Consider the following 23712-nt stretch of genomic DNA (forward strand, 5'->3'; position numbering starts at 1 on the left):
TTCCCCGCGCCCCTCAAGGGGCGCGGGGAACTGCGCGAGCAACCACGATGCACCTGTAGGCGCCGACGTACCGTTCTCGGCAGACGCTAACGCGCCGCCGCCCAGTGGCACGCCACCTGCGTCTCACCGCCCCCCGAGAGGACCGCCAGGTCCTCCTCGCGGCAGCGGTTCGCGACCCCCGCCCGCTCCGCCTCGCCGGAGGCAAGCACCTGGCAGCGGGCGTGGAACCGGCAGCCGCCCGGGATGCGGGACGGGTCCGGGGGTTCGCCCGTGAGGACCACAGGGGAGCCCGGCGCCTCCGGCAGGACCGACAACAAGGCCTGCGTATAAGGATGTTGAGGAGCCGTCAGGACCTCCTCCACCGTGCCGGTCTCGACGATGCGGCCCAGGTACATCACCGCCACCCGGTCCGCGATGTTCCACGCGAGGCCCAGATCGTGCGTCACCACCAGCGCGGACAGGCCGAGTTCGTCCCGCAGACGGAGCAGCAGGGCGAGGATCTCGCCGCGTACGGACGCGTCGAGCGAGGCCACCGGCTCGTCGGCGACGATGAGTTCGGGCTCGAGGACCAGCGCGCCCGCGATGACGACGCGCTGGCGCTGGCCGCCCGACAGCTCGTGCGGGTAGCGCAGGAAGAAGCGCTCCGGCGGGCGAAGGCCCGCCCGGGAGAGGGCCTCGGCGACCGCGGCCCGCTCGTCGCCCGCGTACCCGTGGATACGGAGCCCCTCCGCCACGGCGTCGTACACCGTGTGCCGGGGATTCAGGGAGCCGCTGGGGTCCTGCAGGACCAGCTGGACCCGCTTGCGGTACGCCTTCAGGGCGCGGCCCGCGTAGTCGAGCGGCTTGCCGCCGAACGTCACCCTGCCGGACGTCGGCGGCACGAGCCCGAGCAGCGAACGCGCCAGCGTCGTCTTGCCGCAGCCCGACTCGCCGACCAGGGCGACGATCTCGCCGCCCTTGATGTCGAGGTCGACGCCGTCCACGGCCCGCGCGGTCGGCGCGCCGCGGCGGCCGGGAAAGGCGATGTGCAGGTCGGCGGCGGACAGCAGGGGGCCGCCGCCCGTCTCCTGGGTCGTCGTCCGCGGTTCCTCGGTGGTCATGCGCGGTTCCTCTTCACGGGGGCTCTCGGTCACGGCGTGCGCTCCGCGGCGGGGGGCGCGGAGGTGGGCTGCGCGAGGAGCGGCGCGCCCGCGTGGACGCACGCCGCGCGGTGCTGCGGTCCCGCGTCCCGTAGGGCCTGGTCCTCCGTGTCGCAGGTGTCCAGGGCGACCGGGCAGCGCGGGTGGAACGTGCATCCCGTGGGCAGCGCGGACGGGTCGGGCGGGTCGCCGGGCAGGCCGCGCGGCGCGAACCGGGACGCCGCGTCGCCGATCCGCGGGAAGGCCGCGGAGAGGGCCTTGCCGTAGGGGTGCCGGGCGTTCTCGTAGACCTCGGTCGCGGGGCCCTCCTCGACGACGCGGCCCGCGTACATGACCGCGAGCCGGTCGCAGGTGTCGGAGAGCACCGCCAGGTCGTGGCTGATCATCATCAGGCCGAGGTCCTGCTCGGCCACCAACTGCTCGATCAGGCGCAGGATCTGGGCCTGGATCATCACATCGAGCGCGGTGGTCGGCTCGTCCGCGATGATCAGGCGCGGGTCGCAGGCGAGGGCCATCGCGATCATGACGCGCTGGCGCTGGCCGCCGGAGAGCTCGTGCGGATACGCGTCCGCGCGGGCGGCGGGCAGGCCCACGTGTTCGAGGAGCTCGCCCACCTTCTTCTTCGAGCCCGCCTGCGTCGCCTTCTTGTGCAGCAGGATCGGCTCGGCGATCTGGTCGCCGATGCGGTGCACGGCGTTCAGGGAGTGCATCGCGCCCTGGAAGACGATCGACGCGCCCGCCCAGCGCACCGCGCGGACCCGCCCCCACTTCATGGTGAGGACGTCCTCGCCGTCGAGCAGGATCTCGCCGGACACCTTCGTGCCCGCGGGCAGCAGCCGCAGCAGGGCGAGGGCGAGCGTGGACTTGCCGCAGCCCGACTCACCGGCGACGCCGAGCTTCTGGCCCGCGTCGACGGAGAGGTTCACGCCTCGCACGGCGGCGGCGCCGTTCGCGTACGTCACTTCGAGGTTCTTGACGTCGAGCAGGCGCCGGCCGCTCGACTCCTGGGACGTGGTCAACTCGTGGGACTTGGTCAACGGGAGGCCCCCAGCCTGGGGTTGAGCACGGATTCCACGGCGCGGCCGCACAGCGTGAACGCCAGCGCCACGATCGCGATGGCGAGTCCGGGCGGGGCGAGGTACCACCAGTGCCCGGCGCTGACCGCGCCCGCCTCGCGCGCGTCCTGAAGCAGGCCGCCCCACGAGACGCTCGTCGGGTCGCCGAGGCCGAGGAAGGCGAGTGTCGCCTCGGTGAGGATGGCGCCGGAGATGACCAGCGTGGTCTGCGCGAGGACGAGCGGCATGACGTTCGGCAGCACGTGCCGCGCCATGATGTGGCCGTGGCCGCCGCCGAGCGCCTGCGCCCTCTCGATGTACGGGCGGGACTCCACCGCGAGCGTCTGCGCGCGGACCAGGCGCGCCGTCGTCGGCCAGGTCGTCACGCCGATCGCCAGGATGATCGTCCAGATGGAGCGGGACATCACGGACGCCAGCGCGATGGCGAGGACCAGCGTCGGCATCACCAGGAACCAGTCGGTGACGCGCATGATGACGGTGGCGTACCAGCCCTTGAAGTGCCCGGCCGTGATGCCCACGAGCGTGCCGATGGCCACCGAGAGGACTGCGGCGAGCAGCCCCACGGACAGCGAGATGCGCGCGCCCCACACGAGCAGACCGAGCAGATCACGCCCGAACTGGTCGGTGCCCAGCGGGAATTCACCGCTCGGCGACTCCATCGGCTTGCCCGGCGCGTCGGTCACGCTCTGCGCGTCCGAGCCGACGAGCAGCGGCGCGAAGATCGCGGCGAGCGCGATCAGGACGAGCGCGGCGAGCCCGAAGAGCCCGGCGCGGTGTGTGCGGTACTCGCGCCAGAAGCGGGCGGCGGAGTGCCGCCTGCGCGTCCAGGCGAGGGACCGCGCGCTCTTCGCGGTCGCCGCGGGGGTGGTCGGTGCGGATTCGGTCGTCATCGGCCCACCCGGGGGTCGAGCAGCGGATAGATCACGTCGGCCAGGGTGTTCATCAGGATCACCGCGGTGGAGAAGACGAAGAAGAGCCCCTGCACCAGTGGCAGATCGGGCACGCTCAGCGCCTGGTAGAAGAGCCCGCCGAGGCCGGGCCAGGAGAAGACGGTCTCGACGAGGATCGCGCCCGCGACCACCGTGCCGAGGTTGACGAACATCAGTGTCACGGTCGGCAGCATCGCGTTCGGGACGGCGTGCCGGCGGCGTACGAGATCGTCGCGGAGCCCCTTGGCGCGCGCGGTCGTCAGATAGTCGCTGCCCATCTCGTCGAGGAGCGAGGACCGCATGACGAGCAGCGTCTGCGCGTATCCGACGGCAACCAGCGTGATGACGGGGAGCACCATGTGGTGCGCGACATCGACGACGTACGCGAACCCGGTCTCGCCGCCCGACTCCAGACCACCCGTCGGGAACATGCCGGGAATCGGCCCGATCCCCACCGCGAAGGTGATGATCAGCAGCAGGCCGAGCCAGAACGACGGCACGGAGTACAGGGTCAGCGCGAGACCGGTGTTGAAGCGGTCGCCGAGCTTGCCGTTGCGCCAGGCGGTGCGCGTGCCCAGCCAGATGCCGATGAGCGTGTAGAGGACGTACGCCGTTCCGGTGAGGAGCAGCGTCGCGGGCAGCGCCTCCGTGATCTTCTCCATCACGGGAGCGTGGAACTGGTACGACGTACCGAAGTCACCGCTCAGGACATTGCCGGTGTAGTCCCAGAACTGGGCCATGACGGGCTTGTCGAGGCCGAACTCCTTGCGCATCGCGGCCAGTTGCTCGGCCGAGACCCGCTTGCCGCCCGTCATCTGCTTGACGGGGTCACCGGGGATCAGCCGGAACAGGAAGAAGCTGGTGACGAGCACGGCGAACAGCGACACGATCGCGCCGCCGAGTTTGCCCGCCACGTAGAGGAGATAGGCGCGGGTGTTGCGGGCGCGGGGCCCGCGGGCCGACGGCGCCCCGGCCTTCGCCGGGTCGCCGTCGGCCCCTGGGCCCAGGGGGCCCTCGGTGTCGAGCAGTGCGGGATTGCTGTCAGCGGTCATGCGTTACTCGCGGTCCTCTGCGGTCGAACGGCGGCGCAGGGCGAACAGGACTCCGCCGCCCACGAGCACCACCGCGGCAGCGGCGATACCGATGATGACACCGGTCGAGCTGCCGTCCTTGGAGGAACTCTTCCCATCCGCGGGAACCGCCGACCACCAGCTCCAATATCCGTCCTGGCCGTAGATGTTGCCCGCAGCCGTCGGCATGGTGGTGATGGACTTGATCTGGTCGGTGCGGTAGGCCTCGACGGCGTTCGGGTACGCGAGGACGTTCATGTAGCCCGAGTCGTACAGCCACGACTGCATCTCCTTGACGATCCCGGCGCGCTTGTCGGGGTCGTACTCGGCGAGCTGCTTGTCGTAGAGGTCGTCGAACTTCTTGTCGCAGATGAAGTTGTCGGTGGCCGCGCTCTCCTTGGCCTTCTCCGGCAGCGCGGCGCAGGTGTGGATGCCGAGCACGAAGTCCGGGTCCGGGTTGACGGACCAGCCGTCGAAGGCGAGGTCGTACTCGCCCGCGTACCAGGGCACGGAGACGTCGTCGAGGCAGTTGACGTCGAGCCCGATCCCGAGGTCGCCCCACCACTCCTTCAGGTACTTCCCCACGGCCTTGTCGTTGGGGTCGGTGGCGTGGCACAGGATGCGGAAGTTCAGCGGCTTGCCGTCCTTGCCGACGCGCTTGCCGTCGCCGTTCTTCTTGTAGCCCGCTTCGTCGAGGAGCTGGGCGGCCTTCTTCGGGTCGTACGTCAGCTCCTGGTCGGCGGAGGGCTTCCAGGCGTAGTTGGAGAAGCGCGGCGGAATGTAGCCCGCGCCCTCGACGGCGTTTCCCTGGAAGACCTTGTCGACGAGCGCCTCGCGGTCGACGGAGAGGAAGAGCGCCTGGCGGACCTTCTTGTCGAGGAGCGCCGGGTTCCCGTCGCCGAACTTCTTGCCGTCGAGGGTCTTGGCGCCGGGGTTGGTGGCGAGCGCGAAGAAGCGCCGCCCCGGTCCCTCGTTGACCTTGATGTTGTCTTCGTTCTTCAGGGACTCGGCCTGCGCGGGAGTGAGGGCGGGCTGCCCGGCGACGAAGGAGACCTCACCCTTGCGCAGGGCGGAGACGGCGGCGTCCTGATCCTTGTACGTCTTGAAGACCAGCTCGTCGAACTTCGCGGGACCGCGCCAGAAGTCCTTGTTGGCCTTGAGTTTCACGTACTGGTCGACCTTGTAGTCCGTCAGGATGAACGGGCCGTTGCCGACGACGGGGAAGTCCTTGTCGTTGTTGAACTTCGAGATGTCGTCGACCTTCTCCCAGACGTGCTTGGGGACGATCGGCACATCGAGGGCGGCCATGGTCGCCTGCGGCTTCTTCAGCTCGATGACCAGCTTGGTGGGGCTGGGCGCGGTCACCTTCTTGAAGTTGGTGACGAAGTTGGAGTTCGCGGTGGCGGTGCCCTCCTTGGACATCACCTTGTTGAACGTCCACGCCGCGTCCTCGGCGGTCGCCTTCCTGCCGTCCGACCACTTGGAGTCGCCCCGGATGGTGTACGTCCAGGTCAGCTTGTCGGCGGAGGGCTCCCACTTGGTGGCGAAGCCGGCGATGGCCTCGTTGTTCTTGGGGTCGTAGTTCGTCAGGTACTCGTACGTGAGGCGGTGGATGCTGGTGCTGAGCAGCCGCTGGGCGAGGAACGGGCTGAGCGAGTCGACGCTCTGCGCCACGGCGACGGTGAGCACCTTCTTGTCGTCGGCCTTGGCCGCGGCCTGCTGCGGGGCCGGGTTGAGCGGCGTGGCGAGACCGGCCGTAAGAGTGAACGCGGCGGCGGCTCCGCCGGCGAGCACGAGGCGCCGACGGGGTCGGCGGAGGGGGCGGGCCAAGGTCTTCTGCGTTGCTGCCGGTGGTGTGGATGCTGCTGTTCTGCCGTGCTGATCTTGTGTGTCCATGGGTCGGTGACCTCGCGTCATCGCTCGCGCAGGGATGGCTGGTTGCACGTTGGTTGATCAAGGAACGTCAGCTGGTTGATGTGTGTGTTTACCAGCGCCGGTCTGCGCGCGTCAACGGCAGGTGAACCCCATGTGGCCTGCGGAAATAACGAGTTGACCGGGATTTCATCCGCATTGGTCAAGACCACTGACGCATGGCTGGTGAGGGGGTGACGGCGGGGGGAGGGGTGACTTGACCTGGCGTGCTGTGGCGAGGGCGGAACGCCGAGTGGGCCCGCACCGAGGAACGATGCGGGCCCACTGGGGAGTTGACGTCAACTACGGCTGCTGCTGCTGCTGCGGAGGGGGCGGCGGCGCCTGGAACGGTGCCCCCGGCTGAACCGGTGGCTGTGCCCCCGGCTGAACCGGTGGCTGTGCCTGAGGTGGCACCTGCCACCCCTGCGGAGCCCCTGGCTGCTGCGGGTACCCCTGTGGCTGATGTCCCGGCTGCGGCTGCTGAGGAGCGTACGGCTGAGGCTGCCCCGGATAGCCCTGTTGTCCCGGCTGCGGCTGACCCTGAGGCTGCGCCTGAGGTGGAGCCACCTGCTGCCCAGGCATCGGCGGAGCCATGTGCGGCGGCGGATTCCCGTCCGAAGTCCACAGCCCCTGCTGCTGCTGAGCCCGCACGAAGTCCTCGGCAACCAGCGCCGAAAGATTGAAGTACGCCTCACGCACCTTCGGCCGCATCATGTCGAGGTCGACCTCGGCGCCGGCGGCGAGATGCTCGTCGAAGGGAATGACGACGACGCCCCGGCACCGCGTCTCGAAGTGCGACACGATGTCGTCGACCTTGATCATCTTCCCGGTCTCACGCACACCGGAGATGACGGTGAGCGACCGCGAGACGAGATCCGCGTACCCGTGCGCGGACAGCCAGTCCAGCGTCGTCGACGCACTGCTCGCACCGTCCACGGACGGCGTCGAGATGATGATCAACTGGTCGGCCAGGTCGAGGACGCCCCGCATGGCGCTGTACAGCAGACCCGTACCGGAGTCGGTCAGGATGATCGGGTACTGCTTCCCGAGTACGTCGATCGCGCGCCGGTAGTCCTCGTCGTTGAAGGTCGTCGAGACGGCCGGGTCGACGTCGTTGGCGATGATCTCGAGCCCGGACGGCGCCTGTGAGGTGAACCGGCGGATGTCCATGTACGAGTTGATGTACGGGATCGCCTGGACGAGGTCACGGATGGTGGCCCCGGTCTCGCGCCGCACGCGGCGCCCGAGCGTACCGGCGTCGGGGTTGGCGTCGATCGCGAGGATCTTGTCCTGCCGCTCGGTGGCGAGCGTCGACCCCAGCGCGGTGGTGGTGGTCGTCTTGCCCACGCCGCCCTTGAGGCTGATGACGGCGATGCGGTAGCAGGAGAGCACCGGGGTCCGGATGAGCTCCAACTTCCGCTGCCGCTCGGCCTCTTCCTTCTTGCCGCCGATCTTGAACCGCGAACCGCCGCCCGCGGGCCGACTGCTCTTGGCCTTCGGCTTGGTGTTGCGCAGCAGCCGGTCGGAGGACAGCTCGACGGCGGCGGTGTAGCCGAGCGGGGCCCCGGGATTGGTGCGCTCCCGCTGATCGTGCTGCACGGCCTGCGGCCAGGCGGCACCGGTACGGGGATCGATGGGCGGCTGCCCCGGCTGCTGGGCCTGCGGCTGCTGAGGCTGCTGTGGGGGAGCCGCGTGGGGCTGAGGCTGCGGCTGCGCCACGGCGGGCGGCAGGGGCTGCTGGGGCTGAGGGGCCTGCGGGTGAACGGGCGGCTGCGGCTGAGGCGCCTGGGCCTGCGGCGCGGGCGGCTGCGGGAAGCCGTAACCGCCGGGCTGCGCAGGGGAGTTGGGGGCGACCGGAGCCGGAGCCGGAGCCGGAGCCTGTGCCTGGGGCTGCGGCTGCGACTGCTGGACCGGAACGGGCTGCTGTCCCTGCGGCGCGGGCGGCTGCGGGAATCCGTAACCGCCGGGCTGCACCGGCGAGTTGGGCGCGACCGGAGCCGGAGCCGGAGCAGGCGTGGTGTTCTGCGGCGCGGGCGGCGCGACAGGGGCGACCGGCGACGGGGGAGGCGCGACGGGCGACACGGACGCGGGCGGCTGCGGGAATCCGTAACCCCTCTGCGGGGCCTCAGGGGCCTGCGCCTCGGCGGCCGGAGGAACAGGAGCGGCAGGCGTGCTCCACGCGCCCGGCACGGGCTGCGGAGCCTGCGGCTGAACCTGCGCCGGGAAGGGAGCCGGTGCGGGCGCCTGCGGTGGGGTCTGCGCCTGCACGGGCTCGGGCGCGGGCTGCGCGGGCGGCGGAGTCGCCACGGGCGTGGGCCACTGCGGCGCGGAGGTCGGAGCAGCGGGCTGGTACGCGGGCGGCAGGGGCGGCAGCCCGTCCTGCGGCGCGGGCGGCGGCGGAGTCCACGACGGTGGCACGGAGTCCTGCGGAACGGCGTCGCTGACGGAGTCGGACGGCTCGGCTTCGTCGGCCACCGCCGTGCCGGAGCCCTCGTCACCGCCCTGATCGCCCTGATCGCCCTGATCGTCCAGGCCGTTCACGACCGGCACGGAATCGGCGGGCTCATCCTCACCGAAGGCTTCACCAGAAACCTCGGCGGAGACGGGGTCGGAATCGGAGACGGGGTCGGAATCGGAGACGTCCTCGGCCCCGTCCTTGTCCGCGTCCTCAGAGGCCACAACGAGGTCGACGACCTCAGCAGCCTCAGGCACCTCAGTAGCCTCAGGCACCTCGGCGGCTTCGGGGGCCTCAGCAACAGCGTCGGCCTCAGGAGCCTCGGCGGTCTTCGCCGCAGCCCGCTCCTCGATCTCCTGCTTGAGGGCACGAGCCGAGAACCGCATGGTGGCACCGCTTTCGAGGTCACCGCTGCCCAGGCTCTCGACGACGGGCTCGGCCTCGGGGGCAGCCTCGGCCTCGGGGGCGGACCCGGGCCCGGACGCCGCCTCGTCCGCAGCGTCGTCCTTGGCCTCGGCCAAGGCGTCGACCTCGCTCTTCGGTACGACGCCGGTTACGTGCACGGAGGCCGCGGGCCCGGCAAGGGCCCCGCTCCAGTCGGAGGCGCCACCGCCGGTGGCCACCGGCGGCACGACGGACGGCGCAAAGGCGGAAGACTTCTCCGGCTCCACGGCGGAGGGCTTCTCCGGCGCCGCGGAACCACCGCTCTCGACGTCCGCCTCATCCGGCGCCGCGGGCTGGAACCCGCTGCCCACCGGCAACTTCGGCACCACGCTGGGAACCGGCGGAGCCGGAGGCATCGCAAAGGAGGGAGTGACGGGCGGCGGCGTGGAAGCGACCGGAGCCGGGTCCGGCCGCGGCTCCGGCTCCGGAACCGAAGCCGAGGCGGCCGGGGCAGAGGCAGGCGGCGTCGGGGCGGGCGACGCGGAGACCGGCGGAGTGAAGACGGGCGGAGTGGAAACCGGCGGAGCCGAAGGCGTCTCGCCCGCACTGCCCGAAGCGTTCTGCGTGTACCAGGCGGGCGGCGCGTAGTCGATGGTGAACTCGCCCGTCGTCTCGGCAGCGGACTCCGCGTCGGACTGATCATCGACGGGTGAGTCCCAGCCCCCGCGGATCTCGTCCCGATCGCTGTTCACAATGCCTCCTGGTGTGGTCGAGCACCCTCGTGCCGTGGTGGGGGGCGACCGTTCCTGTCGTCCGATCCGCCTGGCTCTCCCCGTTGAGGGACGCGCACGACCCGCTCGAGGGTTCTGGCGTCGCGTCCTGTCCCAGCCTAATCACCAAAACCACCAGCACGGCAGGGCCGTCCACCCCACCAATGCTGTCCATTGCGTCACGCCCCGCCCAGGAGCGTTCCACGTACATCAAACCGTGACAGACAAAAGCCCCAACACATGACATTCGCCGGTGAATTGGAGTGATGCACCTAAGGAAGAGCAGGCGGACTGCGGAGGATAAGGTCCGCCCGTACGTCTGTGGGGCGACGTACGTCTGTGGGGCCACGGCTGCGGTTCGGTTCAAGGGGGGGCGAGGTCGATGCGGCGCTGGATCAAGGTGTCGGTGGCGGCTGTGGCCGTACTCGGCGTGGGCGGCTACATCGCCGAGCCCCACGTCCAGGACTGGACCCTGGCCGGATCCGCCTGCGACGGCGCGCTGCCCCGGGCCGCGGTCGACGCGCTCGCGCCGAAGGACTCGCACCTGGACGAGGAGAAGTCCCGGCAGGTCGACGGGCTCGGCTACTACAGCTGCAGCCTCACGGCCGAGGGCGACGACGTACGGGACGAGCGCCTGGTCGAGATGGAGGCGTTCACCCGCCGCGACGACCAGGACCGCGAGTTCATGGCGGTGTTCGCGGACGGCGGCTTCGCCCCGCAGGGCCGCCTGCCCGACGGGCTGCCCGGATTCGTCGACGAGTTCGGCTCAGTCCAGCTCCTGCTGCCCTGCCCGGACCTCGGCAAGGACGCGGAGGGCAGACAGCGCAAACTTCTGGTGCGTACGACGCTGGGCAGTCAGACCCACGTGGGGGTCCCCGGAGCCGCGTACCGCACAGCTGTCGCGCTCGCCAACAAGGCCTCGGGCAAGCTCGGTTGCGGTGCCGAGCGGATCAGTGTCCCCGAGCGGGACGTCCCGCTGGCGATGCCGGGAGAGGACGACCCGAAGCCCGTCCCGCTGTCCCGCGCGAAGGGCACGCCCTGCGCATGGGCGACGCGGGCCGACCTGCCGAAGGACCTGGACTGGCGTATGGAGGTGAACGCGAACGACGCGGGCCCGACAGGCCGTTGCGACCTCTACACTACGCCGGACGACACACATTCCCGGCTGTCCTTGGCCGCCTGGTACGGGGACTGGGGCAACCGCCTCCTGGGCGACGGCATCATCGGCAAGCCCCCGTTCGCGACGGCCACCGCCCGCTGCCACGGCGAGGCCGCCAACTACGCGCTCAGCGCGTCCGACGACACCCCGGGCGTCAGCAAGGCGGCGAAGCGACGGATGCTGAAGGAGTTCGCCGAGGACCAGACGGCCCGCCGGGGCTGCTCGACCCCGCGCTACTCCTTCTGACCCAGCTCCCCGCCCCAGCTCCCCGCCCCAGCTCCAGCCCCAGCTCCCCGTGCCAGCCCCAGCCCTCGCCCCTCAGAACCGCAGCCACAACGCCCGTACATAGGAGTCGTCCAGCAGCTGCCGCATCGCGCCGGCCCGGCGATCCGGCACTCCCCGCTCCTTGGCCCACGCGTCGAACACGACGAACAGCTGCTGCCGCCCGTCCATCAGGTCCCCGCGCACCGGCCCCGCGGTCCGCCGGTCCGCGATGTCACCCATCGGCGGCCGCGTGCCGAGCCGCCGGTCCGCGGGACGGTACGTGCCCCGGCTGTGCTCGCGCACGGCACGGTCGAAGGCGGCGAGATCGGGGATCGTGCCGTCCTTGGCGTAGCGGGTGCGGAGCTTCATCAGGGTGCCGACCCGGTCGGCGAGGTGCCGCAGATCGATGTCGGGCCAGTCCGTCGCGCTCGTCCGGAACCGCTTGTCGCGCGGACGGTCGGGCCGGTGGTGGGGGTCGCCGCCCTGGTCCGTGAGCCGCTCCAGATAGTGGGCGAGGTACGCGCGCTCGGCGTCGTAGAGGATCGCGAAGGCCTCCGGATCCTTGGCGAGCTCAGCCACCAGGTCCGGGATGTCGGCGTCCGCGTCCCGCGTCCTGTCGGCGTACTCGAAGGCGGCGTGCGCCTCGCCGGGGGCGAGGAACCTGCCGAGCCGCACCCAGCCGTCCTTGCCGAGCCGCGCCTGAGAGGCGGGCAGCGCGGGGCCGGTCACATCGTCGATGCCGGGACCGTCGTCTCGCCCCGCGTCCACCACGTACTCGGCCACCATCCGGGCCACCCCGGGCGCGAGTCCTTCCGGCAGCTCGATGTCACGGAGGGCGGCCACCGCGTAGGCGCTGCGGGCCTGCGCCATGCCGTGCGGCTCGCCCCGCCCGCCGGAAGAACGGGTCGCCGCCTCCGCCACGCGCCCCAGGACCCCGGCTCCGTCCCCGCACACCGTCTCGTGCGCCAGCAGCTTGCGCGCCGAGCCGAGGTGGCGGAGATCGTCCCCGGGGTCGAGGGCCTCGGCGGCGGCGGACGGATCACCCGCGAGAGCGCGCACCGAAGCGGGCACCTGATGGCAGGGCGCGGCGGCGGGGGAGTCGGCCACGGCGAGGGGTATGGCGACCCCGGCGGCGAGCACGACCAGGGCCACGGAAGGAACGAGCACCCGATGCCGCGCCAGCCCCCGCCTCAGCCGGGAAAGCCGCCCGCCCCCCGAGCCCGCCTGCTGCCCGCTGTCACTTCCCCCGCTACGCATCCGGGCAGAGTAGCGACCCCTGGCCGAGCGCCGACGCCGTACCCCGACAGCGCCGTACCCCGACCGTCAGCGCCGTACCCCGAAGAGGCAAGGAGGCCCTACTCGCCCCCCAGCCCCCCATTGCGCACCGAAGGCTCGAGATCGAACTCCCCGTCCCTGGCCCCGAGCACGAACGCCCGCCACTCCGCCTCCGTGTACCGCAGGACCGTCCCCGGATCGAGCGACGACCGCATCGCCACGGCGCCCGCCGGCAGATAGGCGATCTCGACCCGCTCCTCGTGCTCCTCCGTACCCGGAGCGCTCTGCCACTCGACGCCGGAGATGTCGAGGGCGTAGAGCTCCTCCTTCTCGCGTTCCTTGCGTGCCTTGTCCTGCGCCTCGGTCATGCGGAGCGGTCCCTTCACGACGTACGAAAGAGCTGTCCGGTTAGCCTATCGGGGGCATTCCGCCCTGTTCAGAGGTTTCGCAGGCCCGCGTAAGGGCCCTCTCGGACCGACTGGTACCCTGTGTAACGGCCGCTTGTCTGCGCACGCCCGGATCCCGCGAGGACCCGGACCCCGCGCCCCGCGGCCCATCCCGGCCTCCCGAGTCACGGAAGCTCCCCTGAGACGTAGACCAGGGGCACTCGGAGGCACTCGAAGACATCACGAGGAGTACGCGTGTCGCTCGACGCCGCTACGAAGAAGCAGATCATGACCGAGTTCGGCCAGAAGGAGGGCGACACCGGCTCCCCCGAGGTCCAGGTCGCGCTGCTCTCCCGCCGCATCTCGGACCTGACCGAGCACCTCAAGACCCACAAGCACGACCACCACTCCCGTCGTGGTCTGCTGATCCTGGTCGGTCAGCGTCGCCGCCTGCTGCAGTACCTGGCCAAGAAGGACATCCAGCGCTTCCGTGCGCTGGTCGACCGCCTCGGCATCCGTCGCGGTGCGGCGGGCGCCAAGTAAGTCGCCGTGAAGGGAGCGGTTCCCACTCGAAGCACTCGAAGGGGGCCGCTCCCTTTGCTGTACGTGCGCAGTGTCACTGACGCTTTGTAGTCTGGTGATACCAAGCACGCCCATGTACGTCCCCACGAGTACCCCACACCCCCAAGAGGGAGAGGCGCACCCAGCCGCCGCCGGTCCTCGGTAGTGGCCCCCGGGAGACATCCCCGGGTGCTTCGATCGAAGACCGGCCCGCACACACGGCGCGCTTCTCCACACGGTCCCTGACCACTCACGGGACCCCCGCCCCAGGCCACACGGGCCAAGGGGCGAGAAGACGACACGTAGACATACGTAGACACGTAGGAGAACCGCTAGTGGAGAACGAGACCCACTACGCCGAGGCCGTCATCGACAACGGCACCTTCGGCACCCGCACCATCCGCTTCGAGACGGGCCGCCTGGCCCGTCAGGCCGCCGGCTCCGCCGTGGCCTACCTGGACGACGACACGATGGTCCTCTCGGCCACCACCGCGTCCAAGAAGCCCAAGGACCAGCTCGACTTCTTCCCCCTGACGGTGGACGTCGAGGAGCGGCAGTACGCCGCCGGCAAGATCCCCGGTTCGTTCTTCCGCCGTGAGGGTCGCCCCTCCGAGGACGCGATCCTGACCTGCCGCCTGATCGACCGCCCGCTGCGTCCTTCCTTCAAGAAGGGCCTGCGCAACGAGATCCAGGTCGTCGAGACGATCATGGCCCTCAACCCCGACCACCTGTACGACGTGGTCGCGATCAACGCCGCCTCCTGCTCCACGCAGCTGGCCGGCCTGCCCTTCTCGGGCCCGATCGGCGGCACCCGCGTGGCGCTCATCAAGGGCCAGTGGGTCGCCTTCCCGACGCACACCGAGCTCGAGGACGCCGTCTTCGACATGGTCGTCGCCGGTCGCGTCCTGGAGGACGGCGACGTCGCGATCATGATGGTCGAGGCCGAGGCCACCGAGAAGACCATCGAGCTCGTCAAGGGCGGCGCCGAGGCGCCGACCGAGGAGATCGTGGCCGCCGGTCTCGAGGCCGCGAAGCCCTTCATCAAGGTCCTGTGCAAGGCCCAGTCGGACCTCGCCGCCAAGGCCGCCAAGCCCACCGGCGAGTTCCCGATCTTCCTCGACTACGAGGACGACGTGCTCGAGGCCCTGACCGCCGCGGTCAAGACCGAGCTCGCCCAGGCGCTCACCATCGCAGGCAAGCAGGAGCGCGAGACCGAGCTGGACCGCGTCAAGGCGCTGGCCGGCGAGAAGCTGCTCCCGCAGTTCGAGGGCCGCGAGAAGGAGATCTCCGCCGCGTACCGCTCGCTGACCAAGACCCTGGTCCGTGAGCGCGTCATCAAGGAGAAGAAGCGCATCGACGGCCGCGGTGTCACCGACATCCGCACCCTGGCCGCCGAGGTCGAGGCCATCCCGCGCGTGCACGGCTCGGCCCTGTTCGAGCGTGGCGAGACCCAGATCCTGGGCGTCACCACCCTCAACATGCTCCGCATGGAGCAGCAGCTCGACACCCTTTCCCCGGTGACGCGCAAGCGCTACATGCACAACTACAACTTCCCGCCGTACTCCACCGGCGAGACCGGCCGCGTCGGCTCCCCGAAGCGCCGCGAGATCGGCCACGGCGCCCTCGCCGAGCGCGCCCTCGTGCCGGTCCTGCCGACGCGCGAGGAGTTCCCGTACGCGATCCGTCAGGTGTCCGAGGCCCTCGGCTCCAACGGCTCGACGTCCATGGGTTCCGTCTGCGCCTCCACCATGTCGCTGCTGAACGCCGGTGTGCCGCTGAAGGCCGCCGTCGCCGGTATCGCCATGGGCCTGATCTCCCAGGAGATCGACGGCGAGACGCACTACGTCACCCTCACCGACATCCTCGGTGCGGAGGACGCGTTCGGTGACATGGACTTCAAGGTCGCCGGTACGAAGCAGTTCGTGACCGCCCTGCAGCTCGACACCAAGCTCGACGGCATCCCCGCCTCGGTCCTGGCCGCCGCGCTGAAGCAGGCCCGCGACGCGCGTCTGCACATCCTCGACGTGATGAACGAGGCCATCGACGTTCCGGACGAGATGTCCCCGAACGCGCCGCGCATCATCACCGTCAAGATCCCGGTGGACAAGATCGGTGAGGTCATCGGCCCCAAGGGCAAGATGATCAACCAGATCCAGGAGGACACCGGCGCCGACATCACGATCGAGGACGACGGCACGATCTACATCGGTGCCGCCGACGGCCCGGCCGCCGAGGCCGCCCGTGCCACGATCAACGGCATCGCCAACCCGACCATGCCGGAGGTCGGCGAGCGCTACCTGGGCACCGTCGTGAAGACGACGACCTTCGGTGCGTTCGTGTCCCTGCTCCCGGGCAAGGACGGTCTGCTGCACATCTCGCAGATCCGCAAGCTCGCCGGCGGCAAGCGCGTGGAGAACGTCGAGGACGTCCTCGGTGTGGGCCAGAAGGTCCAGGTCGAGATCGCCGAGATCGACTCCCGCGGCAAGCTCTCCCTCATCCCCGTCATCGAGGGTGAAGAGGGCGACGACAAGAAGGACGACACCGACAAGTGACGTCGCGTAGCACCACGACGACGGCCCGCGTCTCCTCGGAGGCGCGGGCCGTCGCCCGTACCCAAACCCTCATCAAGGGCGAGAACGGCATCGGCACGGTCCGCAGGACGACCCTCCCCGGCGGCCTGCGCGTCGTCACGGAGACGCTCCCCTCCGTGCGCTCGGCGACCTTCGGGATCTGGGCAGGCGTCGGCTCCCGCGACGAGACCCCGTCCCTGAACGGCGCCACCCACTACCTCGAGCACCTCCTCTTCAAGGGCACGAGCAAGCGCAGCGCCCTGGACATCTCGTCCGCGATCGACGCGGTCGGCGGCGAGATGAACGCCTTCACGGCGAAGGAGTACACGTGCTACTACGCGCGCGTGCTCGACACCGACCTGCCGCTCGCCATAGACGTCGTCTGCGACATGCTGACCGGCTCCCTGATCCTCCAGGAGGACGTCGACGCGGAGCGCGGCGTCATCCTCGAAGAGATCGCGATGACCGAGGACGACCCGGGCGACTGCGTGCACGACCTGTTCGCGCACACGATGCTCGGCGACACCCCCCTCGGCCGCCCGGTCCTCGGCACCGAGGAGACGATCAACGCCCTCACCGCCGACCGCATCCGCCGCTTCTACAAGAAGCACTACGACCCGACCCACCTCGTGGTCGCCGCCGCGGGCAACGTGGACCACAACAAGGTCGTACGCCAGGTCCGCGCCGCCTTCGAGAAGGCCGGCGCCCTCCAGCGCACGGACGCGACCCCGATGATCCCGCGCCAGGGCTCCCGCGCCCTGCGCACCTCGGGCCGCGTCGAGGTCATCAACCGCAAGACCGAGCAGGCCCACGTCATCCTCGGCATGCCGGGCCTGGCCCGCACCGACGACCGCCGCTGGGCCCTGGGCGTCCTGAACACGGCGCTGGGCGGCGGCATGTCGTCCCGCCTCTTCCAGGAGGTGCGGGAGAAGCGGGGCCTGGCCTACAGCGTGTACTCGTACACGTCGGGCTTCGCCGACACCGGCCTCTTCGGTGTGTACGCGGGCTGCCGCCCGAGCCAGGTGCACGACGTCCTGAAGATCTGCCGCGACGAGCTCGACCAGGTCGCGCAGAACGGTCTGACGGACGACGAGATCGGCCGCGCCATCGGCCAGCTCGCGGGCTCCACCGTCCTCGGCCTGGAGGACACCGGCGCCCTGATGAACCGCATCGGCAAGAGCGAACTCTGCTGGGGCGAGCACATGTCGGTCGACGACATGCTGGCCAAGATCTCCGCGGTCACCCCCGACGAGGTGCGCGAAGTGGCCCGTGACGTCCTCGGCCGCCGCCCGTCCCTCTCGGCCATCGGCCCACTCAAGGACAAGCAGGCCGCCCGCCTCCACGACGCGGTCGCCTAGGCCGTCCGAGGGCCCAACTCCCTTAAGGAATGAAGGACATGAGCAAGCTGCGCGTGGCGGTCATCGGGGCCGCGGGCCGTATCGGCTCCGAGGCCGTGAAGGCCGTCGAGGCCGCCGACGACATGGAACTGGTCGCCGCTCTCGGCCGGGGCGACGAGCTGGAGAAGCTGACCGGCGCCGGCGCCCAGGTCGCGGTCGAACTGACCCACCCGGACTCGGTGATGGGCAACCTCGACTTCTGCGTGCGCAACGGCATCCACGCCGTCGTCGGCACGACGGGCTGGAACGACGAGCGCCTCGCGCAGCTGCGGACCTGGCTGGCCGCGTCCCCGGAGACGGGCGTGCTCATCGCCCCGAACTTCTCCATCGGCGCGGTCCTGACGATGAAGTTCGCGCAGATCGCGGCGCCCTACTTCGAGTCCGTCGAGGTCGTCGAGCTGCACCACCCGAACAAGGCCGACGCCCCCAGCGGCACGGCCCAGCGCACCGCCCAGCTCATCGCCGAGGCGCGCAGGCAGGCGGGCAGCGCCCCGCAGCCCGACGCCACGTCGACGGCCCTGGACGGCGCCCGCGGCGCGGACGTGGACGGCGTGCCGGTGCACTCGGTGCGCCTGCGCGGACTCCTCGCCCACCAGGAGGTCCTGCTCGGAGGTGAGGGCGAGACCCTGACCGTGCGGCACGACTCGCTGCACCACAGCAGCTTCATGCCGGGCATCCTGCTCGGCGCACGCCGCGTGGTGGACACCCCGGGCCTCACGTTCGGCCTGGAACACTTCCTGGACCTCGGCTGACCACGAGCTGACACCCATGCGAGCAAAGATCACCTACGCCGTCACGGCTGCCGTCCTGGTCGTCTACTTCGTCCTGGTCGGCAGCCGCGGCGTGCTCCTCATAAAGCACGGCACCGCGCTCACCGTCACCTTCGGCGTCGCGGTGCTGATCCTGCCGTTCATCGGCATCTGGTTCCTCTGGAAGAACACCCAGTTCGTCCGGAACGCCAACCGTCTCGCCGCCGAGCTGGAGGCCGAAGGCGGTCTTCCCGTCGACGAGTTGAAGCGCACCCCTGCGGGGCGCATCGACCGCGACTCGGCCGACGAGGTCTTCGCCCGCCGCAAGGCGGAGACGGAGGACTCACCGGACGACTGGCGCTGCTGGTTCCGCCTTGCCGTGGCCTACCACGACGCGAGGGACACCCCCCGCGCGCGGAAGGCCATGCAGCGGGCCATCGCCCTGCACGCGGGCAAGCCGGTCAATGTCTGACGAGATGTGACAGGGCGGGGTGTGACCGGGCGAGGTGTGACCGGGAGGGGTGTGCCTAGGCGATGGGCCGGTACTCGTCGGCCCACACCTCGATGGAGTCGGCCGCGCGGTTGAACGCCTCGTGCCGCGCAAGGAAGTCGGCGTTCCGGTCGGTCAGCAAGGGCTGCGGCCCATCGGCCTGCTGATCACGCCGTACGAGAACGAGTGCCTGCCCCTGCACCGTGCGGGGCAGGCCCAGCCACCGCACCGGCTGCTGCGCGGTCCGCACGGTCGCGACCTGCGCCCACGGCACGGTCTGCGTCGTCAGGAAGCCGACCCTGCGCAGCCCCTGGGCGCTCACCCAGGTCCCCATGCGCAGCAGTCGCAGGGAGCTCGCGATGATGAGAACGGCGAGCCCCGCGCAGATCGCGGCACCCGCGAGCGAGTCCGCGAACGCGATGATCACGGCGGCGAAGAGGACGTACGAGGCGAGCAGCAGCAGAAGGGCGGCGGCGCCCACACGCCAGGGGCCCGGGCGGTAGGGCCGGCGCCAGTGATCGCGGTCTTCGAAGGGCAGCGCGGCGTCGTCCGCCGCGTCGTCGAAAGCGCGGTCCGCGGTCAGGAAGGGCAGGGGCACGGGCTGATCCTCACTCGATCCACGCACTGGGCTGTGCCCGGTGAGGCTATCGAGCCGTGCTCCCTGCTACCACCCTTGGGGGTCCGGACGAGTCAGCGCCGAACGGCGTCGGTCCGCGCTGATCCGTGCTGGTCCGGGCCGGTCAGCGACCGTCGGACGCCTCGGACTGCTGTGTCTTCGCGGGTGACTGGTCGGCGGACATCGCGGGCATCCCGAAGAGCAGGGATCCCACCAGGCCGGCCACCACGGTCAGGCCCATGAGCGTGCGACCGACGATCTGACCTGCCGATGCGCGCTCTCGGGGCGGGGGAGTGACGTTGCTGCGGAACTTGTCGGCTTCGGCGATGAAGGCGAACGGGACGGGCTCTCGCCGACGGAACATGGGGCGCGCTTCTCCTCACGGGTCTCGAACGGAACTCTGTGATTAGACAGACGCTCGAATCGCCCAAAAGGTGCCCTGTTTCGGCAAATTAGTCGAAGAATGTCGTAGCCGGTCACCGAGGGACCGATTGTCAGTGGCTGGCCATAGAGTGGGCGCCGCCCGAGTGATGCACATGGAAGGACCCCCGCCTGTGAGCGAGACCCCCACCGAAGACCTCAAGCCCAGCTTCCGCAGCGAGGTCACCGTCGAGCTCGTGAAGCATGCCGCCACCGACTCCGACGTCCTGTGGGCGGCCCGAGTCTCCACGGCGGGCGAGCAGTCCCTCGACGAGCTCCAGAAGGACCCGGAGCGCTCCAAGGGTCTGATCAACTACCTGATGCGGGACCGCCACGGCAGCCCCTTCGAGCACAACTCGATGACGTTCTTCATCAGCGCCCCCATCTTCGTCTTCCGCGAGTTCATGCGACACCGCGTCGGCTGGTCGTACAACGAGGAATCGGGTCGCTACAGGGAGCTGGAGCCGGTCTTCTACGTCCCCGACGCCTCCCGCAAGCTCGTCCAGGAAGGCCGCCCGGGCAAGTACGTCTTCGTCGAGGGCACCGAGGCCCAGCAGGAGCTGACGGGCCGCGTCATGGAGGACTCCTACCGCCAGGCGTACGAGGCCTATCAGGAGATGCTCGCCGCCGGTGTCGCCCGCGAGGTCGCCCGCTCGGTGCTCCCCGTCGGCCTCTTCTCCTCGATGTACGCGACGTGCAACGCCCGTTCGCTGATGCACTTCCTCGGCCTGCGCACGCAGCACGAGCTCGCCAAGGTCCCGTCCTTCCCGCAGCGGGAGATCGAGATGGTCGGCGAGAAGATGGAGCAGCACTGGGCCGAACTGATGCCCCTCACCCACGCGGCCTTCAACAAGAACGGACGTGTGGCGCCGTAAGGCACTGATGTACGGATGCGCCGAGCGAAGTGTCCGTATTGCGGCACTTCGTGAAGTTCATCTAGCCTGATCAAACGGACCCGGCACTGCTTGAACCCCCGAGCAGGCAGTGCCGGGCTCCACACTTGTCAGGTCCGCTCACATCCCCCGAGGGGGGACCCCGCGCTGAGCAGCGAGTAGCGTGTTACCCATGGCTCCGACCTCCACTCCGCAGACCCCCTTCGGGAGGGTCCTCACCGCCATGGTCACGCCCTTCAAGGCGGACGGCGCACTTGACCTCGACGGCGCGCAGCAGCTCGCCGCCCACCTGGTGGACGCAGGCAATGACGGCCTGGTCATCAACGGCACCACCGGTGAGTCCCCGACCGTCAGTGACGCGGAGAAAAACGATCTCGTACGAGCCGTACTGGACGCGGTCGGAGACCGCGCCCACATCGTCGCGGGCGTCGGCACGAACGACACCCGCCACAGCATCGAGCTCGCCCGCGCCGCCGAGCAGGCCGGCGCCCACGGCCTCCTGACCGTCACGCCGTACTACAACAAGCCCCCGCAGGAGGGCCTGTTCCGGCACTTCACCGCGATCGCCGACAGCACCGAGCTGCCGGTCATGCTCTACGACATCCCGGGCCGAAGTGGCGTACCGATCAACACGGAGACGATCGTCCGGCTCGCCGAGCACCCCCGGATCGTGGCCAACAAGGACGCCAAGGGCGACCTCGGCCGCGCGAGCTGGGCCATCGCCCGCTCGGACCTGGCCTGGTACTCCGGCGACGACATGCTGAACCTGCCGCTCCTGTCCGTCGGCGCGTGCGGCTTCGTCTCCGTCGTCGGCCACGTCGTCACCCCGGAGCTGCGCGCCATGCTCGAGGCGCACCTCACGGGCGACGTGCAGAAGGCCACGGAGATCCACCAGAAGCTGCTCCCGGTCTTCACCGGCATGTTCCGCACCCAGGGCGTGATCACGACCAAGGCGGCGCTCGCCCTCCAGGGCCGCCCCGCGGGTCCGCTGCGTCTGCCGCTGGTGGAGCTGTCGCCCGACGAGACGGCCCAGCTCAAGATCGACCTCGCCGCCGGCGGGGTACAGCTGTAACCACAGACTTCACAACTGAATACGCGAAACACCGCGGGCACGACGTGAACCGTCGTCCGCCCGCACCCCACACAAACAACTGCTACTGCACGAACGTCATACGCGCCACGTGCCCTGGAGGTACGTGGCGCGCGTGGTGAGGAGAGTCTTTTGAGTCATCCGCATCCTGAACTCGGCGCTCCGCCGAAGCTCCCGAAGGGCGGCCTGCGGGTCACCCCGCTCGGCGGCCTCGGCGAGATCGGCCGCAACATGACCGTCTTCGAGTACGGCGGCCGCCTGCTGATCGTCGACTGCGGAGTGCTCTTCCCCGAGGAGGAGCAGCCCGGAATCGACCTGATCCTGCCGGACTTCACGTCCATCAGGGACCGCCTCGACGACATCGAGGGCATCGTCCTCACGCACGGCCACGAGGACCACATCGGCGGTGTCCCCTACCTCCTGCGCGAGAAGCCGGACATCCCTCTCATCGGCTCCAAGCTGACCCTCGCGCTGATCGAGGCGAAGCTCCAGGAGCACCGGATCCGGCCGTACACGCTGGAGGTCGCCGAGGGCGACCGCGAGCACCTCGGCCCGTTCGACTGCGAGTTCGTCGCGGTCAACCACTCCATCCCGGACGCCTTGGCCGTCGCCGTCCGCACCCCCGCGGGCATGGTCGTCGCCACCGGCGACTTCAAGATGGACCAGCTGCCGATGGACGGCCGCCTCACGGACCTGCACGCGTTCGCGCGGCTGAGCGAGGAGGGCATCGACCTCCTCCTCTCCGACTCGACGAACGCCGAGGTGCCGGGCTTCGTCCCGCCCGAGCGGGACATCTCGAACGTGATCCGCGGCGTCTTCGCCGGCGCCCAGAAGCGGATCATCGTGGCGAGCTTCGCCAGCCATGTGCACCGCATCCAGCAGATCCTGGACGCCGCCCACGAGTACGGCCGCAGGGTCGCCTTCGTCGGCCGCTCGATGGTCCGCAACATGGGCATCGCCCGCGACCTCGGCTACCTCCGAGTACCCCCGGGCCTGGTCGTCGACGTCAAGACGCTCGACGACCTCCCCGACAACGAGGTCGTCCTGGTCTGCACGGGCTCCCAGGGCGAGCCCATGGCCGCGCTCTCCCGCATGGCCAACCGCGACCACCAGATCCGGATCGTCCAGGGCGACACGGTGATCCTGGCGTCGTCGCTCATTCCCGGCAACGAGAACGCGGTCTACCGCGTGATCAACGGCCTGACCCGCTGGGGAGCGAACGTCGTCCACAAGGGCAACGCCAAGGTGCACGTCTCCGGCCACGCCTCGGCCGGCGAGCTCCTGTACTTCTACAACATCTGCAAGCCCAAGAACCTGATGCCGGTCCACGGCGAATGGCGCCACCTGCGCGCCAACGCCGAGCTCGGTGCCCTCACCGGCGTCCCGCACGACCGCATCGTGATCGCCGAGGACGGCGTCGTCGTCGACCTCGTCGAGGGCAAGGCGAAGATCGTCGGCAAGGTCCAGGCCGGATACGTGTACGTCGACGGCCTCTCGGTCGGCGACGTGGGCGAGCCCGCCCTGAAGGACCGCAAGATCCTCGGCGACGAGGGCATCATCTCGGTCTTCGTCGTTGTGGACTCGAGCACCGGCAAGATCACCGGCGGCCCGCACGTCCAGGCACGCGGTTCCGGCATCGACGACTCCGCGTTCAGCGGCGTCATCCCGAAGATCCAGGAAGTCCTGGAGAAGTCGGCACAGGACGGCGTCGTCGAGCCCCACCAGCTGCAGCAACTCATCCGCCGCACGCTGGGCAAGTGGGTCTCGGACAACTACCGTCGACGTCCGATGATCCTGCCCGTGGTCGTCGAGGTCTGACCCTCTCGACTGCGCGAGCTCCGGAGCGGGGCGCCTCGATTTGCATCGGGGCGCCCCGCTCCGTTAGGTTTACGGCTCCGCCAGCGAGGGAAGCCCCGAGCACTCACGTGCCTGGGACCGACCCGAGCGGGGCGGAAATTCCGACTCAGAATCTCTGATAAAGTCGGAACCGCCGGAAAGGGAAACGCGAAGGCTGAAAGGCCGGAGCGGGAACCGGAAAGGCACCGAGGAAATCGGACACGAAAGAGTCTGATAGAGTCGGAAACGCAAGAACAAAAGAAACACCGAAG

Annotated in this window: 19 protein-coding genes; 9 read left to right on the forward strand and 10 right to left on the reverse strand. The window is 69.9% G+C overall.

Annotation, left to right across the window (positions count from 1 at the left end):
- Positions 1 to 86 precede the first annotated feature (86 nt).
- The 6 genes from AB0B50_RS44110 to AB0B50_RS44135 all read right to left on the reverse strand — a co-directional run bounded on the left by AB0B50_RS44110 (position 87) and on the right by AB0B50_RS44135 (position 9716).
- Positions 87 to 1100 (reverse strand): ABC transporter ATP-binding protein, encoded by a 1014-nt coding sequence (locus AB0B50_RS44110; RefSeq protein WP_362343603.1) that lies wholly within the window; start codon positions 1098 to 1100, stop codon positions 87 to 89.
- 29 nt (positions 1101 to 1129) lie between these two features.
- A complete protein-coding gene (locus AB0B50_RS44115; protein WP_362343606.1) occupies positions 1130 to 2176 on the reverse strand; it encodes an ABC transporter ATP-binding protein in 1047 nt (348 codons plus the stop codon).
- Complete coding sequence (locus AB0B50_RS44120) at positions 2173 to 3105, reverse strand: ABC transporter permease (RefSeq protein WP_362343609.1); 933 nt, start codon at positions 3103 to 3105, stop codon at positions 2173 to 2175. The genes AB0B50_RS44115 and AB0B50_RS44120 overlap by 4 nt, the downstream gene beginning before the upstream one ends.
- On the reverse strand, positions 3102 to 4196 hold the full coding sequence (locus AB0B50_RS44125; RefSeq protein WP_362343612.1) for an ABC transporter permease: 1095 nt from the start codon (positions 4194 to 4196) through the stop codon (positions 3102 to 3104). Before AB0B50_RS44125 ends, AB0B50_RS44120 begins: the two co-directional genes overlap by 4 nt.
- Before the next feature lie 3 nt (positions 4197 to 4199).
- Positions 4200 to 6110: an ABC transporter substrate-binding protein gene (locus AB0B50_RS44130; RefSeq protein WP_362343615.1), complete on the reverse strand. Its 1911-nt coding sequence runs from the start codon at positions 6108 to 6110 to the stop codon at positions 4200 to 4202.
- Between the two features lie 318 nt (positions 6111 to 6428).
- Positions 6429 to 9716 carry an SCO5717 family growth-regulating ATPase gene (locus tag AB0B50_RS44135; protein ID WP_362343618.1) on the reverse strand — a complete coding sequence of 1096 codons (3288 nt, stop codon included), beginning with the start codon at positions 9714 to 9716 and terminating at the stop codon, positions 6429 to 6431.
- A gap of 400 nt (positions 9717 to 10116) precedes the next feature.
- Between AB0B50_RS44135 and AB0B50_RS44140 the strand changes: the two genes are divergently transcribed.
- Positions 10117 to 11139 carry a hypothetical protein gene (locus AB0B50_RS44140; RefSeq protein WP_362343621.1) on the forward strand — a complete coding sequence of 341 codons (1023 nt, stop codon included), beginning with the start codon at positions 10117 to 10119 and terminating at the stop codon, positions 11137 to 11139.
- Between the two features lie 72 nt (positions 11140 to 11211).
- Here the strand turns inward: AB0B50_RS44140 and AB0B50_RS44145 are convergent, their stop codons facing one another.
- Both AB0B50_RS44145 and AB0B50_RS44150 read right to left on the reverse strand, forming a co-directional pair.
- Complete coding sequence (locus AB0B50_RS44145; RefSeq protein ID WP_362343624.1) at positions 11212 to 12324, reverse strand: hypothetical protein; 1113 nt, start codon at positions 12322 to 12324, stop codon at positions 11212 to 11214.
- A gap of 188 nt (positions 12325 to 12512) precedes the next feature.
- A complete protein-coding gene (locus tag AB0B50_RS44150) occupies positions 12513 to 12800 on the reverse strand; it encodes a DUF397 domain-containing protein (RefSeq protein ID WP_362343627.1) in 288 nt (95 codons plus the stop codon).
- Positions 12801 to 13073: 273 nt separating this feature from the next.
- Between AB0B50_RS44150 and rpsO the strand changes: the two genes are divergently transcribed.
- From rpsO to AB0B50_RS44175, 5 genes are all read left to right on the forward strand, one after another.
- Positions 13074 to 13361 carry a 30S ribosomal protein S15 gene (gene rpsO / locus AB0B50_RS44155; RefSeq protein WP_030363216.1) on the forward strand — a complete coding sequence of 96 codons (288 nt, stop codon included), beginning with the start codon at positions 13074 to 13076 and terminating at the stop codon, positions 13359 to 13361.
- A 353-nt stretch (positions 13362 to 13714) separates the two neighbouring features.
- Positions 13715 to 15931: a polyribonucleotide nucleotidyltransferase gene (locus AB0B50_RS44160; RefSeq protein ID WP_362343630.1), complete on the forward strand. Its 2217-nt coding sequence runs from the start codon at positions 13715 to 13717 to the stop codon at positions 15929 to 15931.
- Positions 15928 to 17307, forward strand: coding sequence for a pitrilysin family protein (locus AB0B50_RS44165; protein ID WP_362343633.1), 1380 nt, complete (start codon positions 15928 to 15930; stop codon positions 17305 to 17307). Before AB0B50_RS44160 ends, AB0B50_RS44165 begins: the two co-directional genes overlap by 4 nt.
- Before the next feature lie 38 nt (positions 17308 to 17345).
- Positions 17346 to 18098 (forward strand): 4-hydroxy-tetrahydrodipicolinate reductase, encoded by a 753-nt coding sequence (gene dapB / locus AB0B50_RS44170; protein WP_362343636.1) that lies wholly within the window; start codon positions 17346 to 17348, stop codon positions 18096 to 18098.
- A 16-nt stretch (positions 18099 to 18114) separates the two neighbouring features.
- Positions 18115 to 18567, forward strand: coding sequence for a hypothetical protein (locus tag AB0B50_RS44175; protein WP_362343639.1), 453 nt, complete (start codon positions 18115 to 18117; stop codon positions 18565 to 18567).
- Between the two features lie 55 nt (positions 18568 to 18622).
- On the opposite strand, the gene AB0B50_RS44180 is transcribed toward AB0B50_RS44175, so the two are convergent.
- Together AB0B50_RS44180 and AB0B50_RS44185 are read right to left on the reverse strand one after the other, a co-directional pair.
- Complete coding sequence (locus tag AB0B50_RS44180; RefSeq protein WP_362343641.1) at positions 18623 to 19183, reverse strand: PH domain-containing protein; 561 nt, start codon at positions 19181 to 19183, stop codon at positions 18623 to 18625.
- 142 nt (positions 19184 to 19325) lie between these two features.
- Complete coding sequence (locus AB0B50_RS44185; RefSeq protein ID WP_362343644.1) at positions 19326 to 19565, reverse strand: hypothetical protein; 240 nt, start codon at positions 19563 to 19565, stop codon at positions 19326 to 19328.
- A 190-nt stretch (positions 19566 to 19755) separates the two neighbouring features.
- On the opposite strand from AB0B50_RS44185, the gene thyX reads away from it, so the two are divergent.
- The 3 genes from thyX (at position 19756) to AB0B50_RS44200 (ending at position 23422) form a co-directional block, all read left to right on the forward strand.
- A complete protein-coding gene (gene thyX, locus AB0B50_RS44190) occupies positions 19756 to 20496 on the forward strand; it encodes an FAD-dependent thymidylate synthase (protein ID WP_069886131.1) in 741 nt (246 codons plus the stop codon).
- 190 nt (positions 20497 to 20686) lie between these two features.
- A complete protein-coding gene (gene dapA, locus AB0B50_RS44195; protein WP_362343647.1) occupies positions 20687 to 21586 on the forward strand; it encodes a 4-hydroxy-tetrahydrodipicolinate synthase in 900 nt (299 codons plus the stop codon).
- 150 nt (positions 21587 to 21736) lie between these two features.
- A complete protein-coding gene (locus AB0B50_RS44200) occupies positions 21737 to 23422 on the forward strand; it encodes a ribonuclease J (protein ID WP_362343650.1) in 1686 nt (561 codons plus the stop codon).
- Positions 23423 to 23712 lie beyond the last annotated feature (290 nt).

It is taken from the genome of Streptomyces sp. NPDC041068, assembly GCF_040647455.1.
Lineage (GTDB): Bacteria > Actinomycetota > Actinomycetes > Streptomycetales > Streptomycetaceae > Streptomyces.

Excerpts from the sequence above, each read along its gene's own strand:
- AB0B50_RS44110 (WP_362343603.1), bottom strand. The coding sequence starts at position 1,100 with ATGACCACCGAGGAACCGCGGACGACGACCCAGGAGACGGGCGGCGGC.
- AB0B50_RS44120 (WP_362343609.1), bottom strand. The coding sequence starts at position 3,105 with ATGACGACCGAATCCGCACCGACCACCCCCGCGGCGACCGCGAAGAGC.
- AB0B50_RS44125 (WP_362343612.1), bottom strand. The coding sequence starts at position 4,196 with ATGACCGCTGACAGCAATCCCGCACTGCTCGACACCGAGGGCCCCCTG.
- AB0B50_RS44130 (WP_362343615.1), bottom strand. The coding sequence starts at position 6,110 with ATGGACACACAAGATCAGCACGGCAGAACAGCAGCATCCACACCACCG.
- AB0B50_RS44140 (WP_362343621.1), top strand. The coding sequence starts at position 10,117 with ATGCGGCGCTGGATCAAGGTGTCGGTGGCGGCTGTGGCCGTACTCGGC.
- AB0B50_RS44150 (WP_362343627.1), bottom strand. The coding sequence starts at position 12,800 with ATGACCGAGGCGCAGGACAAGGCACGCAAGGAACGCGAGAAGGAGGAG.
- dapB (WP_362343636.1), top strand. The coding sequence starts at position 17,346 with ATGAGCAAGCTGCGCGTGGCGGTCATCGGGGCCGCGGGCCGTATCGGC.
- AB0B50_RS44175 (WP_362343639.1), top strand. The coding sequence starts at position 18,115 with ATGCGAGCAAAGATCACCTACGCCGTCACGGCTGCCGTCCTGGTCGTC.
- AB0B50_RS44185 (WP_362343644.1), bottom strand. The coding sequence starts at position 19,565 with ATGTTCCGTCGGCGAGAGCCCGTCCCGTTCGCCTTCATCGCCGAAGCC.
- dapA (WP_362343647.1), top strand. The coding sequence starts at position 20,687 with ATGGCTCCGACCTCCACTCCGCAGACCCCCTTCGGGAGGGTCCTCACC.